This is a genomic window from Aliiglaciecola lipolytica, assembly GCF_018860635.1.
Taxonomy (GTDB): domain Bacteria; phylum Pseudomonadota; class Gammaproteobacteria; order Enterobacterales; family Alteromonadaceae; genus Aliiglaciecola; species Aliiglaciecola lipolytica_A.
On the sequence record NZ_JAHKPT010000009.1, the window covers coordinates 1 to 16,575 of the forward strand.

Sequence of the window (16,575 nt, forward strand, 5' to 3'; positions counted from 1 at the left end):
GATCCCTCAGGCTTTAGCCCATAGATTCATTTCATTCAGGTTAACCTAATTGCGCGGAGCTAAAGCACCCGCCTACAAGATAAGTGTTCCCCCTTACCCTTGTAGCATGGGCTTTAGCCCATGAATTCATTTCACTCAGGTTACCCTAATCGCGCAGGACTAAAGCACCCGCCAGCAACAAAAAGCTCAATTGACACTCATCTATATCCATGCGTAAATCTGACTATAGATTACCCATTTAACCTAAGATTATGATTAGAAAGCTCTTTCGTGTTTCACGATTTCTACATAAATGGGCAGGATTATTCCTTGCCGTACAAATTCTATTGTGGATTTTAGGTGGTGTAGTGATGAGTGTTATACCTTTGGAAAAGGTGCACGGAGATCATCTCGCAATCAAAAATCTAAACTATGAAATCGACAATACACAGTATGCTTTCTCCCTAGATACCCTTCGCCTTAGAATTTCCGACTCTATTCATAGAATTTCCTATACCCAAGTTTTAGGTGAGCCTTATTACGCAGTTCAGACGGCGTCTGGTGAGCAATTATTCCATGGCTTAACTGGCGATTTGATGGGTATTATCAATGCTGAAAAAGCGGCAACAATAGCAAAACAACATTATCTTGGAAGCGGCGAACTTATCGAGCAAAATTTGTTAGCTAAAGCTCCAATGGAAGCCTCTCGCAACAAAGGAAAAGTGTGGCAGCTAAAATTTGATGATACTTGGAATACCACATTGTATGTGTCTCCGTTAAGCGGAAAGTTAACGACTATTAGAAGTGATTTGTGGCGTATTTTTGATTTTTTTTGGATGTTGCATATTATGGATTATGACGAGCGAGAAAATTTTAATAACCCGTTATTAATCACATTTTCTATCTCCGCTTTATTGTTTACCGTTACTGGTATTATTTTACTATTTAAGAGTTTTAACTTGGCTGCGATTAGACGATTAAAACGTCGGTGATGGGTTATCCCCCTCCCCTTGTAGTATGGGCTTTAGCTCATGGATTTATTTCATTCAGGTTAAACTAATCGCGCGAGGCTAAAGCACCCGCTTACAAACGAATCTTGAACAATCGCGATTAAAATCGATCTGCGTGCAGAAAAGGCGCCATGGCTAGGGTTAGAGCCTGTGTATAATTGCCACCACGGGTTTCAAGCCCATTGGTTAACAATCCAATCGCACCGCCTTTTTGTTTGATGTTGCTGGTACCAAAAAGCTTGTCCATCAACGGACCGAGTTCCTCACCTTGTTGTAAATGGCTAAAAACAGACTCAGGTATTGGCAAGTTAGCGCTTCTACCCACTTGCAATTTAGATTGAGCCGAAACCACCACATAAGCAAAAGTAGCTGGACCGTATTCAAAATTGTCAACTCCCCCTTCCATCGCCGCGTAAAAATCAGCGTTAAAATGAGACTGACAAAACTTAACTCGGTTAACTGCTCCTTGGTAAGTTTCCTTTTCTGACATTGGTTGCTCAGAGACCAACGAAGGCGCATCAACCCCTCGACAATCAATCTGTTGCTGTGGAAAAACTCTAGCCAATGTATCTTTAAATGCGCTAATTTTCACCGGGTTTTTTGAGCCAACAATGGCTACTACTGTATTGTTTTCAAATTCCATTAACTACGCCTAATCGTTAATCTGAATGCAGGGCTTCTATTGGATTAAGTTTCGAGGCTTTTATCGCCGGAAATACACCAAATCCAACCCCCACAATCATGCAAATAGACAAGGATAAAACAATTGCAGTTAAAGACCAACTCACTGCCCACCCCGAATAAAAGCCGATAATCTCGGATAGTACTAAGCCAAAAAATACCCCTAAAAGTCCACCTAACACAGAAATAGTGAAGCTTTCGGCTAAAAACTGCTGCTTAATATCAATTTGGCGGGCACCAACTGCGCGCAATAAACCAATTTCAGTGGTTCTTTCCATTACATTGGCTAACATTATATTCATAATGCCGATTCCACCTACCAACAAAGAAATTCCGGCAACACAGGCCATGACAATATTGAATATTTCTTGGGTTTGTTTTTGCTGCTCTAATAAAGCTGCGGGGATAATCAGTTCATAATCCTGCACGCCACCGTGGCGCATTTTCATCAATTCAGCCACGGCTTTTGATGCCACAACAGGATCGGTCGTTTTTGCAATGCTAAGTTTTATGCTATCTAACTCGCTCGCTAAATTTTCACTTTTTAACTTTTGTTCTGCGGTGGCGATGGGGATAAAAATTCGATAGCGATCACCGCCAATTTTTACCCCCTGGAATTCATTTTTGTTACCCTGTGGAGGCGCTAAAACGCCTACCACATGTAACCAAATATGGTTAACTTTGACGTATTTCCCAAGTGCTTCTTGCTGCGGAAATAGTTCTTTAGCGGCATCAACTCCCAGAACAGCCACTTGCGCCAAGTTATCGTTATCATGTTGGTCCGTGAAGCGACCTGTGGTTAAGCGCATGTTAGCGTGTTTATAATAACTGCTAGATACGCCCAATAGCTGTGCCCCAGATTTTCCATAATCACTGTAAATATCATGAACTCTAATATTTTTGCTTGCACTATAATCATCGACGAAAGGCAAGGTGCTCATGGCAGCCTGAACATCTCCCATGGTTAATCCCATGCTTTCTTCACGAATCTCAACCAGTTCGTTCTTATTGTAATCTAAACCTTGCACTATGATATTGTTGACACCCATAGAATCAATTAGCTTGAGCGCTTCGTTTTCTGCACCTTCACCAATGTTTAGCATCGCAATAACCGCTCCGACACCGAAAATCATGCCTAAAAGTGTTAAAAAGGTTCTTAGTTTTTGCGCGGACAATTCGGCTATTGCATCCGCTATCAAGGTCCAATATCGAGTCATGATGAAAGCTCCGGTAAACTCAACGCAATCTCATCCCCCGCAACTAAACCGCTCTCAACTTCCACAAAATACAAATTCTTTTGTTTGGTAGTGATCTGACGCTGTTCAAAGCCTTGGGCCGTTTTTAGATACACAAAATTTCGTCCCTGTTGATGATGAATAGCTTGTAAAGGCACTAACAGTGAGGGCTTGGCCGGTTGTACTAAGATTGATGCTTTGAGCTTACGTCCGGGCTGCATTAGGCTAATATCTTGTTGAGTTAGTTCAACTACTAATTCGTAATAGGTGACAGGATTTCCTCTTTCAATGGAGCGAGGATAACCTGATACACTGGCCACTTTGCCATCAAAGGTTCGATCAGGGAACGCATCTAGAGACACTTTAACGTCAATGCCAGATTTTAAACTGATGGCGTCTTTGGCTAATACAAACACGCGGGCTTGCATGTTATCTAAATTAGGAATTTTGGCAATCGGACGCCCCGGAAACACCGTTTGACCAACAGAAGGTTTTTCCCCCATACGGTCTTTTTCGTAGGTAAGTAGTCCATCATTAGGGGCAAAAACTTGTAATTGCGATAACGCTTGTTGATGGCGTAGATATTTGATTTCATGGCCTTTTCGTTTTATTTCCAACACCCCAACATTACTCTTATTTTGCTCGTCGACACTGTCCTTTTTCCAGTCCAAAAAGTTATCTTTAGCACCTAAAAAATCACGATTTTGGAAGGAATCAATAATTTCCAATTTGGAATAAACACGTAAATCATCTATCGCAAATTTATCTGCGAATTCAAACTCATAGTCTACGAATTCTTGCTCGGAGAGGATGTCATTTTGTTGTTGAAAACGTTCGGCTTCGCTTTGAATGATATCCTGACTGAATAACGCCATGCGTAATTCTTCTTCTTTGCTATCCACCAGCAGTTGCTCTGCGTCAAAACGGGCAATAATATCGCCTTTTTTCACTTTAGTGTTTTCATCAGCAAGCCAAGACAACACCATTGGACGTCTGCCTGGAGAAACAATTTTTTGGGCATGCACAGCTTCGATTTCACCAAAACCATTGAGGGTAATATCAAAGGGTCTGGCGTTCACTTCGAAGGTGGGAATCTTTGTCACCTCCTCTTCACAGCCGGTTAAAATAAGCATTGAGAGGGCGATAAAATAGTATGACAGTCTGTTCATGTGCGTTCCTCACTAAGTAATTGCACATTGGCTTTCATGCCCGGTCGCATTTTATCTAGATCTAGCTTATCGAGCTTCACCCAAGCATCAAAGACTACCTTGAGGTTATGCTGAGAACGGTTTCGATAGGCTTGACCAAGCGAGGTGATGGTGCCGGCGTAGGGCTTTTCAGGGTGGGCATCTAACACCACTTTGACCTGCTGTCCTACTTTCACGACAGATGAATCCGATTCATCAAATTCGACTTTCACGGCCAATTTATCCAACGACGGTAACGTTACCAAAGGACGTCCCATAGAGACGGTATCACCAACAGCAGGTTTATTGTCATCGTTATCGACTTGATAAACCACTAACCCATCTTTGGGTGCCTTTACGACTAGTTTGTCTAGACTGTCTTGTATATTTTTGACTCTTAGCGCTAATTTTTTAATTCGCCCATTTTGTACTTCTCCATTAATGATCATGCGCTCTTTGTTTTGTGCTAGTTTTTGTATGGCCTGTTGATATAAAACTTTATTTATTTCATATTCTGAGACTTGCTTTAAGCGCTCAACTTCAGAACGTGATGCATCGGTAATTGCGACTTTACGCTCAGAGATTTCCATATTCATTTTTGCTTCAGCCATGGCTAATTCAAGGTCTTTCTCGGTCGCTTGTTCTTTGAGTTTACGTTTCTCAGACTCTTTAATTGCGGCGTCTAAATCACTTTGTTTACTAACGAGATCCTCCATGAGTTTATCGCCATCAAATTTAACCACTAAGTCACCTTTTTTGAGCAAGGTGTTTTCTGGCGCTAAATATTCAATTTTAAACTGCCACATCCGACTAACACTCGGTGGCCCTATAGGTGCATCGTGCAGCGAAACCAATTCAGCAGGCGCTACTATGGGTTCGTTTACTCGCTCTTTTTCGCTTATTGCAACGCTGACTTTTGAACAGCTTGTCACAGTGACAACGGCGAACAAGATTAAAAACAATAAAGAATACTGAATTTGCATGCTAATTATCTCCGCGGGTTAGCGGTGGAACATCCACACGCACACTCATACCTGGCAATAAGGTTAATTCAGGGGTATCAACAAATTGAAAAATCACCGGGTAGTAAACACTATTGCTCCACTGTACTTTCTTTTCTGTTTGTGTAGACAAGAAGGTCAGTTTACCTTTGAATTTTTTGCTCGGATAAGCATCCAACACTAACTCAACATTTTTGTTCGCTTTTAAACGTTCCACATCAATTTCATGCACCCAGCTTTCAATTTGGAAATTGTCAGTGGCTTGAACATCGATAATATTCCATGCCGCACGCACGTTAATTCCAGCCGCCATTTTTTCACCCGACCAAGGATGAATAGCGTAACTAATAGGACCTTTAAAATTGGCAGTAACACTCATTTTTTCCATTTGACTGCGTTGATAACGAATTTCATCTTCAATTAATCGTATCTGAATTCGTTGCTTTTCAACGCCCGTAAGCAAGGCTTGTTCGGCTAACTTTAGGTTTTCTTCCGCTTTAATCAGCTCCATTTGCGTACGTTGTAAGGTCAGCTCAAATTTACCTTTATCTAACTGACTAACTTGGGATTCAGGCACGTTAGCCTCAATTTTGGCTTGTTCCACCCGCATTTGGGCAATAGTCAACGCACCTTGCGCTTCTAGATACTCTTGTTCCAAGTCCATTGTTATTTGGGTTAATTCGAGCTGCTCAGTCTCTAAGGTCTCTTCATTGGCTTCTAACTGGCTTTGGATTAAGGAACCATCGAAAACAGCAATTAAGTCACCGGCTTCCACCATTTTGCCTTCTTCTTCTAACCATTGAATCTGAATGTTCCAACTGCGTCCCCGCGGCGCGGTGACAACTTGTTTTTTGGCTGAACTGATTTTACCTGTCAGCAGTAATGATTCACCTTTTGCCAGAACAGGATGACTAAATATACTCACAGCAAGCACGGCAATGAAAAAAACCAAATTAATGTTCATCAATGATCTTCCCATCTTTCATTCTGATAACCCGTTGCGCATAAGTCGCAATTTCTTCTTCATGGGTGACCATTACGATGGTTTGGCCTGCTTGATGCAATTCTGTTAGCAATGCCATAATTTCAACCGAGGTTTTGCTGTCTAAGTTTCCGGTAGGCTCATCAGCCAAGATCACTTTGGGTTGGTTAATGAGCGCTCGAGCGATCGCCACACGCTGCCGTTGTCCTCCCGACATTTCAAAAGGCTTATGATGTTTTCGGTGACTTATTCCCACCCTATCTATTAACCCTAACGCCCGTTGCATCGCTTCCTCTTCGCTGGTATCGGCATAGCGCAAGGGCAAAAGTACGTTACCTAATGCATCAAGTTTCGGTAATAGGTGAAAGGTTTGAAATATAAAACCAATATGGGTATTGCGGATGCCAGAGAGGGTATCATCGTCTAATTTGGCGACGTCTTGACCTGCTAGTAAGTACTGACCTTGATTAGGCGTATCTAAACACCCCAGCACATTCATTAAAGTCGATTTTCCTGATCCCGAACTGCCCATTACCGCAACAAATTCATTTTCATGTATGTTGAGTGTAACGCCATCTAAGGCAGTGACGATTTCCTCACCATTTTGAAACTGTTTTTTAATATCAATGAGTTGTAGCATTTTAGATATGGGTTCCTAATAATATGCGGATGACTAGACCAGTCACCCTAAATCAACGTAAAAATTGGCGTATTTTTACAATGATATTATGCAGATTTAACCGTTTATAATATAACTACTCGTCAACTGACGAGTTGCAATTCGGCGAACTGTCGGTACACACTGTTGCCTTGCATTAATTCATGATGGCTTCCAATTGCGACTACTTCACCTTTGTCCATAACCACTATTCTATCGGCATTCACCACTGTAGATAATCGATGGGCAATAATCAGCGTGGTTTTTCCATCCATTAATTTATCTAGAGCTTGCTTGACCAGTTGTTCGTTGGTGGCGTCCAACGCACTTGTGGCCTCGTCGAGCAATAAAATTGGTCGATCAGCCAATATCGCTCTGGCAATCGCAATTCGTTGTTTCTGTCCACCTGATAATCTAACACCTCTTTCACCTAAATCGGTAAAATATCCGTCTTGTAATTCACCAATAAATTTATCCGCCCTAGCCGCTTTTGCAGCTTCAATTACCTCATCCATAGTCGCATCTGGTCGACCATAACGGATATTTTCAAGAGCATTGGTTGCGAAAATAACCGATTCTTGAGGTACTAGTGCAAATTGTTTACGCAGATCATCCGGCGACAACATGTGGCAATGAAAACCATCAATTTGAATACTGCCACTAGTGATATCGTAAAACCTTAATAGCAGTTGAAACAAGGTCGATTTGCCGGCACCGCTAGGACCCACTAAGGCTATCCGCTCACCAGGTTCTATTTGTAAGTTAAGATGTTTAAGAACCGCTACTTGCTCAGCGCTAGGATAAGCGAAATTAACGTCTAGAATATCTAAGCGTCCTGAAATAACCTCGGGTAACAATTGAGGTTTCGCCGGTGCTTCAATAAGCGGTCGAGTATTGAGTAATTCCAATAAGCGCTCACTTGCCCCTGCCGCCTTTTGAATTTCACCAATCACTTCACTTATTGTAGCCACAGCCCCGCCGGCCATTACCGCATAAAACATAAATGCAGTAAGCTCGCCGGCGCTAACCCCAGCACTTAGCACCTCTTTAGCGCCTAACCAAGCAACAATGGTAATAGCAGTAATACTGATCCCCATTACCAATGAAATCATTAGCGCGCGATATTTTATTCGATGACTAGCAGCCAACATCACTGCCTCAATACGGTCAGCAAATAAACGACGGTCGATACCTTCATGGGTATAGGCTTGTACAGTTTGAATTTCGTGCAAACTTTCATCCACATATGCGCCCATATCGGCAACACGATCCTGACTATTTCGAGCGTAAATACGTACTCTTGCGCCTAAGAACTTAATCGGTAGGAGCACTAAGGGCACAGCAATCAAAACGTATAAAGTAAGTAAAGGACTGGTAATAAACATCAACAACATCGAGCCAATAAAGGTGATTGACGCTCGCAATGCCATGGATAGGCCCATACCCACCACAGTTTGCAACACTGTTGTATCTGCGGTGAACCGCGAAATCACTTCACCGGTTCGGGTTGATTCAAAAAAGCCTGGGGAGAGATTCAAAAGATGGAAATATACTTGTTTTCGAATATCGGCACTGACCCGTTCGCCTAGCCATATCATTAAATAAAACCGAAAAAACGCTGCTAAACTACCAAGCAAAGCAATCCCCAAAACCACAAACACCATTTGATTTAGTTTGTCACTGTTATTGGCCAAAAAGCCTTCATCAACGACGACTTTGACACCTTGACCAAGCATCAGCCAAGACACTGCGCCCACAATTAACGCTAGAATAGCTAACACAACTCTACGGCGATAAGGTTTGAGTTGACTAAAAATCCAACTGATTAACTGACGGGTTTGAATTTTTTCGGACGACATGTGTACTCATTGCAAATAGGTTTTGTTTATCCTACTTAAACTTACCTTACTTGTAATGATAATTCAGCTCAATGCACCTTAAAAACAGTGGAGTGTATTTTTGTTGATTACTTCACCTAACCACAAAGAGTTGTTTTTTATTTATGCTGGCTATCCCAAGTTTATTTTATCTTGTATTTGTTGTTTTAGCGCAGCGGGGTCTTCTACCGAAAGATACACTTTATTAAAAGGCTCATTGAGCATGCCCATCATCGAAAAATAACTTATTTCATGATTAAAAGTGAGTAATATATTAGCGGTTTTACCTCGCCCTAAAATTAGCGATTCGGTCAATTCTTGTTTATTCCAACACCCAGTATCGACGGTTTTTATGGTTAATAACGGAATAACCATGATAGACAAAAACGATGAATTCAATACTAAATTGTTGTCTAAAAAATACACCGAGTGGTAACGACTTATTCGATAGTTTGCACAGATAGAAATAATTGAATAGCTAATAAAAGAAGCCACAATTAGTGCAACCAATTCACTGATAGTGGCAATTAGCATATAGGTAAGACCAGCAACTAGCGTTAAACCGCATAACATACAAATAAAATGCAAAGGATAACGGGATAATAATTTCAAATGCGTCACTGGGCGCGGATGATTGCGAGACAAAAATGGTAGGCAGTAATACCAACTAGCGGGCTCATAGGAGAGCGTGATGGAGAGTTGTTGCTTTTTCTCATCATCATCACTGTTAATGCTGTTGATCATATGCACTCTTGGATCACCTTTGAGTTTTCGTGCCTTCCAGAGCGATTTGATCACGTGGGCGATTAAGAAAAATTCGATGGCCAGCAAAATACCAATAATCGGAATTCGTAACCACATAACAAATTCAAAATAATCAGCGATCTGTGCAGCAAAACTAAAACGTGCGATACCTGCACTTAGCGAAAAAATTAAGATCATCTTCCAAGGCTTTTGATTGCCTGCCTTGATAATTAATAACCAATACAGAATGGGTAGAAGTAGAAAATAAACTATTGCAAAACCAGCACTTAAAATTGTGTCAGTTTCGCTATTAAGTTGTTCAGGAAGAAAGTAAAAACCGGCGCTATAGCAAATAACAGCGATAATCAAAAAAGCGAGACGAGACTTTACAGCTTTGCGCACATCAGGTTCCTACAACGCAACGATTTGAATAGAACTCGATTCTACTTGAGAATAGTTATAATCACTATGGCTTACAGAGTTTGCGCTAAAAATGAAAATTAACAAAAAATGCCACACTCAGTACTGCAAACTAATGGGGGATTCAGATACGTTAAGAAAGGATTCAAATTGTTGATCTATTTCGCGTCTCTTACCGGATTTCTCAATAAATGCCAAAGCTTCGTTAAAACGATCAATATGTTGCTGTGCATCTTTGAACTGACGAGAGACAATATAAAAAAGTGGAACATTAGCCACAGGGATTTGCAGCACATTGACGTTAGAAAGTTTTGTAAAAAGTGTAGCGTTATTTTCACTTTGTAGATAACCATTGATAAACCCCAAATCACTCCAACCTTTTGCCACTTGCATCACGCATCCACCAGCCGTCGATGCGTTTTGGATTATCAGTTGATGCTTGTCAATTAATGCAACTTGTTCGCGGCTCAGACTGTAACCATGGGGCAAACATAAACGGGCTTTTTTTAATTCCGCTAACGACATTACATTCTTATTTTTATTTGTATATATTCTGACAGGAATCAAGTTAATAGGTTTGGAATAGATAAAAGTCTTTGCTCTTTGTTCGGTAAAAACATACGGAAAAGTCCCTTCATATTGCCCTTCAGCGGTCCATTTATAACCCCGCTGCCAAGGCAGAATCTCAATATCGACCTGTTTCCCCATTTGCTCAAATACTGCTTTTATTATTGATACTGACCAACCGTCATCGATTGCTTTAGGGTCAACATATGGGTAGTAATTAGATCCTGTGGTTAATTCAACTTTATTGTTTTGATGAGAAGATAAACTATTTTGCTGACCTATACTTAAACTTGAATAGGTTAATAAAGACATAGTTATTAAACTAACGACCATACATCTACCCATTCGCAAAATCCCTGCAGTTGTCAATAAACGAAACACTGTTTTAGTCAATGAAGTGAATGACTTAGAATATAATAGAATCGATAAAAATTGAAATATTAGAAATAAAATTCCCTAAAGAAATATGCGTATTTTGAGAATAATTAGCCTAAAGCGCCCACCTACAACCCATCCCTGTAGCATGGCCTTTAGGCCATGGATTTAGGCCACGGAAATAACCCATGAATTTTGCTGGCCTATCCAAGCGGGGCTAAAGCACCCGCCTACAACCCTTCCCTGTAGCATGGCCTTTAGGCCATGGATTTAGGTCACGGAGATAACCCATGAATTTAGCTGGCCTATCTAAGCGGGGCTAAAGCCCCCACCTACAACCCAACCCTGTAGCATGGCCTTTAGGCCATGGAATTAGCCCGTGGAATTAGCCCATGGATTTAGCTGGCCTATCTAAGCGGGGCTAAAGCGCCCGCCTACAGGACTAACACATTTCAACCGCGATAGCGGTAGCTTCACCACCACCAATACATAGCGAGGCAACACCTTTTTTTAGACCTTTGTTTTGTAAAGCATGTAGGAGGGTAACGATAAGTCGAGCACCAGACGCGCCAATTGGATGGCCTAAAGCACAAGCGCCGCCGTTAATATTTACTTTGTTGCTGTCTAAACCCAGTTTAGTAATGGCTAACATGGTCACCATGGCAAAAGCTTCGTTGATTTCAAACAAATCAACATCCTCTTTGTCCCAACCAGTTTTAGCAAACAATTTTTCCATTGCACCAACTGGGGCGACCGTAAAGTCTTCAGGTTTAATGGAGTTGGTTGAGTGACCTACAATTTTAGCTAAAGGCGTTAATCCAAGTTCTTGTGCTTTAGCTTCTTTCATAATCAATAATGCAGCAGCACCATCAGAGATCGAGCTAGAATTAGCTGCAGTTACAGTGCCGTCTTTTTTAAATGCAGGACGCAGTTTAGGAATTTTATCCGGCATTGCATTACCTGGTCCTTCATCTGTGTCTACAACCACTTCTCCTTTACGAGTTTTAATCGTTAGTGGAGTAATTTCATTTTTAAACGCGCCACTTTCTATTGCATTCGACGCTTTGGTTAGAGAAGACAGAGCAAAGTCATCCATTTGTTCACGGGTGATAGACTCTGCGTCAGCAGTATCTTGAGCGAAACACCCCATTGCCTTTCCATCATACGCATTTTCGAGACCATCCATCATCATGTGATCGATGACTTGGCCGTGTCCCATTCGATAACCGCCGCGGGCTTTAGGCAAAATGTAAGGTGCATTACTCATGCTTTCCATACCGCCGGCAATAACCACTTGCGCAGATCCGGCAGTGACAAGATCGTTTGCCAACATAACCGCTTTCATGCCAGAGCCACAGACTTTATTGATCGTCAACGCTCCAGTGCTTAATGGTAATCCAGCTTTTAATGTCGCTTGTCGAGCAGGCGCTTGACCTAAACCAGCAGGTAGTACACAACCCATGATGACTTCGTCGATGATATTTTTATCTACATCACCCAAAACAGCTTTAACCGCTGTGGCACCTAATTCGGTTGCATCTACGGCTGATAAACTACCCATAAAGCCGCCCATCGCGGTGCGTTTAGCAGATACAATAACAATAGAATCATTACTCATTTTTATAACCTCTTATGCTGAATTAGCAGCTCAAAACGTCCTGAGAACAAGACTTTTGATGTCTGCCAATTGTTTGCCTTCAAAATTGTAGAAGCAAACTAGAGCAATATTATGCAGAGATCAATGATCATTGTCATATTAGAGAGTATAACTTTGGTACTATTTCACTTACTGCAACACAGAGTAAATTTGCTGTCTTAATTGATATCTAGATATACTCATTGCTTGAAGAAAGGACCTATTGAGTTTAAGCAAAACTGGATATCGATGAAACAACATGATGCAACACCATTAACTGATTATATTGAATACTCTGTCGACGAGATGCAAAAACGCGCGCAAGACTTCTACGAAAATATCAAACGCCGTCATAGTGTTCGCCAATTTAGTGATCGTAGCGTACCGCAATCGATTATAGAAAATTGCATAAAAGCAGCAGGCACAGCACCAAGTGGTGCCAATCATCAACCTTGGCATTTTGTGGCAATACATTCATCCGAAGTAAAAAAACAAGTTAGAGAGCAAGCCGAGCAGCATGAGCAAGGATTTTATGCTGGACGTGCAGGTGAAGAATGGCTTGATGCTCTTAAACCTTTGGGAACGGATGCGCAAAAACCCTATTTAGAGCACGCTCCTTGGTTAATCGCCGTATTTAGTCAGAAAAAAGGCGGTGTGGTGACAGGAGAAAAACACACTAATTATTATGTTCATGAATCTGTAGGTATCGCGACAGGTATGTTAATTACCGCTTTGCATCATGCAGGCTTAGTTACCTTAACCCATACACCTAAACCCATGTCATTTTTATCAAAAATTTGCAACCGACCAGACGATGAGCGACCTTACATGTTATTAATAGCAGGTTACCCAGACACCGATGCCACTGTGCCTAAACATGCACAGAGCAAAAAAGCGTTATCAGAGATCTGCACATTTTTATAACGATGCAAATTCAAGTACCTATAAGGACTAACAGAATGAAAAAATTGATTATCGTGCTACTCGCAACAGTGAGTATATCCGCATGTAGTGACAATGAAGTGGGCGATGTATCTTTAGGTGTATTTACCACAAAAGACATTAAATTAGATGCCTTACAAGATCCCATCGTAACCGGAGTGACTTGTCATATTTCAAGTATCGAAGCTAATTTGGATTTATCGGATCCCTCCGATAGTTCAATTGCTTGCCGTCAAACCGGAGAGATTACCGCGCAGATGATTAATCAAATTGATAAGTCTGATTCCGGTGAAGTGGTGTTTAAAAAATCGAAAAGCATCTTTTTCAAAAATATGAAAGTGAGACGGATTTTTGACCCAAAATCACAAACCCTGATGTATCTTTCATATTCAACTAAAGAAACCTCTGGCAGTTATAAACACAGTTTGTCTACGGTGCCTTTGTGGGGCACCGCAGCCTATCCTAAAAAACTAACTGTTAACTAACAAACAAATATCAACGTTCAGTTAGTTAAGGTTATCCCCCCAATTATTGAATAGCTCAATGATTGGGGGGTCACGTCATTGAGCTTTTGTCTTAACTCAGTGAAATGCTAATTCATCATCACAGAAATTAAGGTTTTCACGCTCAATACAAACAGTACCCAAGCTAAGATTCGCCAAAAAATGCCAGCCTTAGTGTATGTTTTGTTGTCTGTTGACTTTTCAGCGACTTGTTCGGTTGTATGACTATTTGCTGATTTTGTACTTTGAGACTGGATGGTTTGTAAATTTACATGATTTTCGCTGCTCAAACGCAGTGGTTTCCCGTCTAAGCTTTTCACCTTCATCAAAATGTCGCTACCTTGGCAATACACAGACACTTCAATTTTGGGAATCCCCTTTGTAGCTGGCGAAATATCACTGATATCAAAGGAACCTAAGAACACAGATTTACTCAATTTGTTGCTATTTCCCCGGTATAGATTAAGAGAAATTAGCTGCTGATTATCTTCTGAGGTAGAAAAAGTCTGCGATACAGGATTAGCTAAATTAGTGCCTTTAGTTACCAGAGGAGTCAAGGTGCTTCCCAAGGTTTCTATACCAATATTTTGTTGGGCGATCCCGTTAGTAATCGCTGGACTATTCTTTTCTAGTACGATAACAACTGCACCATCTTCGGTAACTGTCGTTTCGGTAGTTCCCGTGTCTGATGGCTCTAAGCTGAGGAAGAGGCTACCACGCAGCCGCGTTTCCGCGCCGAATGGCAGTCCGATTCCATTTAAGCGAATAGCTTGTCCGTTTTTATAGCCCTCGGGGACTTTTAATTTAAACTGTCGATCAAGGGCGGTAAAAGGTATTTGATTGCCGGCGATGAGTTGATCCTCAGACACCCTAATAGAGGCATGCAAATCTTGCCCTTGAATAGTAAATACCGAGTGAGGCTGGATCGCTATTACGATATATAAATCACCAGCGGTTCCAGCAAAGCTGGTCACATTGCCTTCACCCTTTAAACGAATGCGATCGGCGGTCATCACGCCTTGCGGAATTTTGACTCGCAATGCTTGATTCTGGGCGACTAAGCCTTTTCCTTTACAGACCGAACAAGAGGAGTTAACAGCTCCTTTGGCAACACAGGTTTGGCAAGATACGATTTTACTGAAATTGATATCTACGGTATTTTCCTGAACGGAATCTTCCAACGTGTACGCTAAAGTATGATTAATATCTTTGCCAGCAAGATCGCCGGCACCTTCATCACCTTGAGCTGTGTGCTTAGTTGAACGTCGTTTTGGGTCGTCCTGACCAGCGATTTCAAGCTTCCAGCCATTACGCGTCGCCTCTGCCACTACGTATTTACGCACGGCCGATTCGTCGGCGCCTAAGCTGATGCCTTTACTAACCAGCATCGCCATTTCTGTCTCACTAACCACACCATCAGAACCAGCTAATTCAAGCATATCATCCAATAATGAAAGCGGGTTTTGCTGCTGTGCCGCTTCACTTCCATCAATTTCAACACTGGCTAACAAACGCGCCTTAACTTCTAACATTGTTTGCGGACGTTCTAAGGGCTTAAATTTCAAACAGTCATCAATTAGGGTTAACAACTGAGTTGAATAGCCTAAATCGGTAAAACTGGTTGCAGATTTCAACGGATCTTCTCGGCCACTCACTATGGCCAATATGCGACTTTCAGCTTTGATACCTGCGGTACCCGAAACGATACGATACATTAGTGCACCAAAAGCATGAATATCCACTGTGGGCTTAGCTTCACCAGTGCCTTCAATCTGCTCCATAGGTGCATAAAAGTCTGAGTAAGGAGCTTGCGACTGAGATGCCAACGCAAAATTCTGTTTGGCCGCGCCAAAATCAATTAACACAGGTGAACCATCGGAACGACGGATAAACACATTCGCAGGTTTAATGTCGCGATGTAATACACCTTGCTGATGTACGTAAGCTAAACCATCGGCCATAGGTAATAAAAAATGCAGCAATTGCTCTTGTGAATACCGTTGACCTTGGGCTTCCAAACTGGTGATCAATTCATCTAGCGCTAACCCGTCTTCAAAATCCATCACCAAATAAGCAGTCCCATTGGCGGTAAACAGATCTCGACAACGCACAACATTTTGGTGCCGCAGCTTCACTAATGTGCGACCCTCTTCCATAAATCGACGCAAACAATCACTGTACACATCTTGTTTCAAAGTCCCATGGGGCACCACTGTTGTGCCCTGCCGACTTGCAAGTTCTACCGGTAAAAACTCTTTAATGACCACTTCTTCATTTAAATGGGCATGATGAGCTTTATACACCACGCCAAACCCACCTTGGCCAAGTACCGACTCAATAACATAGTGATTTAACGGGGTGCCTTGAGGCAGCGCTAAAATATTCTCATCCATCAATTATTACACCTTAACGTTCCGTTCTTCATTATATATTCCTGTTCGCGCAATCGTACTCTCGATAAAATCCCTCTGCCGCTTAAGGCATCTTTTGCGGAGGGATTTCCAGCTCGCGCCGCTTTTTTATGCCATTCCACGGCTTTATTGTAGCTAGCACTCATTTTACTGGAACATGCAAAAGGCAAGGACTCTTTAATCACCACCATTTGGCGCAGCAAAGCATGCTGTGCTTTGTACACAACGCCAAAACCACCCTGTCCCAACACAGATTCAATCACATAATGATTAAGCTCTGTCCCTGTAGGTAAAGCAAATACATGATCAGTCATTTAGCTATAAACAGCCCTTGGAATTATTACTATTTTTAATATTCAACATAATG

15 protein-coding genes are annotated in these 16,575 nt (G+C 41.7%); 3 read left to right on the forward strand and 12 right to left on the reverse strand.

Annotated elements, in window-relative coordinates:
- The first annotated feature begins 350 nt into the window (after nt 1-350).
- Nucleotides 351-971 (forward strand): hypothetical protein, encoded by a 621-nt coding sequence (locus KO530_RS03760; protein ID WP_216047065.1) that lies wholly within the window; start codon nt 351-353, stop codon nt 969-971.
- 118 nt (nt 972-1,089) lie between these two features.
- Here the strand turns inward: KO530_RS03760 and yjjX are convergent, their stop codons facing one another.
- The 10 genes from yjjX to KO530_RS03810 all read right to left on the reverse strand — a co-directional run bounded on the left by yjjX (nt 1,090) and on the right by KO530_RS03810 (nt 12,334).
- Nucleotides 1,090-1,632 (reverse strand): inosine/xanthosine triphosphatase, encoded by a 543-nt coding sequence (gene yjjX / locus KO530_RS03765; protein ID WP_216047066.1) that lies wholly within the window; start codon nt 1,630-1,632, stop codon nt 1,090-1,092.
- A gap of 16 nt (nt 1,633-1,648) precedes the next feature.
- Entirely contained in the window at nt 1,649-2,887 is a 1,239-nt protein-coding gene (locus KO530_RS03770; RefSeq protein WP_216047067.1) for an ABC transporter permease, read from the reverse strand.
- The gene (locus KO530_RS03775; protein ID WP_216047068.1) at nt 2,884-4,074 is read right to left on the reverse strand and encodes an efflux RND transporter periplasmic adaptor subunit; all 1,191 of its coding nucleotides are present in this window, start codon (nt 4,072-4,074) and stop codon (nt 2,884-2,886) included. The genes KO530_RS03770 and KO530_RS03775 overlap by 4 nt, the downstream gene beginning before the upstream one ends.
- Nucleotides 4,071-5,075 carry an HlyD family secretion protein gene (locus tag KO530_RS03780; RefSeq protein WP_252728817.1) on the reverse strand — a complete coding sequence of 335 codons (1,005 nt, stop codon included), beginning with the start codon at nt 5,073-5,075 and terminating at the stop codon, nt 4,071-4,073. The genes KO530_RS03775 and KO530_RS03780 overlap by 4 nt, the downstream gene beginning before the upstream one ends.
- Nucleotide 5,076: 1 nt before the next feature.
- The gene (locus tag KO530_RS03785) at nt 5,077-6,057 is read right to left on the reverse strand and encodes an HlyD family secretion protein (protein ID WP_216047069.1); all 981 of its coding nucleotides are present in this window, start codon (nt 6,055-6,057) and stop codon (nt 5,077-5,079) included.
- Nucleotides 6,047-6,715 (reverse strand): ABC transporter ATP-binding protein, encoded by a 669-nt coding sequence (locus KO530_RS03790; RefSeq protein ID WP_216047070.1) that lies wholly within the window; start codon nt 6,713-6,715, stop codon nt 6,047-6,049. The genes KO530_RS03785 and KO530_RS03790 overlap by 11 nt, the downstream gene beginning before the upstream one ends.
- 122 nt (nt 6,716-6,837) lie before the next feature.
- The gene (locus KO530_RS03795; protein ID WP_216047071.1) at nt 6,838-8,592 is read right to left on the reverse strand and encodes an ABC transporter transmembrane domain-containing protein; all 1,755 of its coding nucleotides are present in this window, start codon (nt 8,590-8,592) and stop codon (nt 6,838-6,840) included.
- Nucleotides 8,593-8,742: 150 nt separating this feature from the next.
- On the reverse strand, nt 8,743-9,756 hold the full coding sequence (locus KO530_RS03800) for a hypothetical protein (protein WP_354667858.1): 1,014 nt from the start codon (nt 9,754-9,756) through the stop codon (nt 8,743-8,745).
- A gap of 117 nt (nt 9,757-9,873) precedes the next feature.
- Nucleotides 9,874-10,674, reverse strand: coding sequence for a substrate-binding periplasmic protein (locus KO530_RS03805; RefSeq protein WP_252728818.1), 801 nt, complete (start codon nt 10,672-10,674; stop codon nt 9,874-9,876).
- A 484-nt stretch (nt 10,675-11,158) separates the two neighbouring features.
- Nucleotides 11,159-12,334: a thiolase family protein gene (locus tag KO530_RS03810; protein ID WP_216047073.1), complete on the reverse strand. Its 1,176-nt coding sequence runs from the start codon at nt 12,332-12,334 to the stop codon at nt 11,159-11,161.
- A gap of 267 nt (nt 12,335-12,601) precedes the next feature.
- Between KO530_RS03810 and KO530_RS03815 the strand changes: the two genes are divergently transcribed.
- Together KO530_RS03815 and KO530_RS03820 are read left to right on the forward strand one after the other, a co-directional pair.
- Nucleotides 12,602-13,276, forward strand: coding sequence for a nitroreductase family protein (locus KO530_RS03815; RefSeq protein WP_216047074.1), 675 nt, complete (start codon nt 12,602-12,604; stop codon nt 13,274-13,276).
- A gap of 35 nt (nt 13,277-13,311) precedes the next feature.
- On the forward strand, nt 13,312-13,779 hold the full coding sequence (locus KO530_RS03820; RefSeq protein ID WP_216047075.1) for a CreA family protein: 468 nt from the start codon (nt 13,312-13,314) through the stop codon (nt 13,777-13,779).
- A gap of 107 nt (nt 13,780-13,886) precedes the next feature.
- Here KO530_RS03820 and KO530_RS03825 read toward each other — a convergent pair whose 3' ends face one another.
- A complete protein-coding gene (locus KO530_RS03825; protein WP_216047076.1) occupies nt 13,887-16,190 on the reverse strand; it encodes a protein kinase domain-containing protein in 2,304 nt (767 codons plus the stop codon).
- On the reverse strand, nt 16,190-16,522 hold the full coding sequence (locus KO530_RS03830; RefSeq protein ID WP_216047077.1) for a hypothetical protein: 333 nt from the start codon (nt 16,520-16,522) through the stop codon (nt 16,190-16,192). The genes KO530_RS03825 and KO530_RS03830 overlap by 1 nt, the downstream gene beginning before the upstream one ends.
- Nucleotides 16,523-16,575 lie beyond the last annotated feature (53 nt).